Annotated in this window: 1 pseudogene; it reads left to right on the top strand. The window is 74.9% G+C overall.

Annotated features, from left to right (window positions below):
- Nucleotides 1-289 (top strand): annotated as a pseudogene (locus G3I71_RS48075) (NAD(P)-dependent oxidoreductase); the annotation flags it as partial.
- Between the last annotated feature and the right edge of the window lie 142 nt (nucleotides 290-431).

Raw genomic sequence — 431 nt, 5'->3', positions numbered from 1 at the left:
GATCGGGGCGGCGGCGGTGACCTCCCAGCTCGTGCGGTGGCTGACGGCCGCCGCCGGGGCGCTGCCGGCCTTCGCGGAGGAGATCGACCGCGGCGACCACGACACCACGACGTCCAACGTGGAGATCAACGCGGTGGGTCTGCGCAACATCCTGACCACGACCGAGGCGCAGGGCGTGTCCACCGACCTGCTCGCGCCGCTCCAGCGTCTGTTCGAGGACCAGATGGACGCGGGTCACGCCGCCTCCAGTCTGTCCCGGACCATCGAGTCCCTGCGCGCCGGCCGCTGAACCCGGGCGGGCCCTCGTCCGGGGGCGGAAGGCCGAAGAGCCGGGCGGCGTGTTCGCTGCCGCTCACGCCCCGCGTGGAGGCCACCTCCCCCCGGGTCCCGCCCCGCCTCGTGGGCGGGGTGGCGGAACTCCCATTCGGGGC

Source organism: Streptomyces sp. SID12501 (assembly GCF_010550245.1).
In the GTDB taxonomy this organism is placed as follows: domain Bacteria; phylum Actinomycetota; class Actinomycetes; order Streptomycetales; family Streptomycetaceae; genus Streptomyces.
Note: the sequence above shows the minus strand (reverse complement) of the source record. Positions and strands in the feature narration are given on the sequence as shown.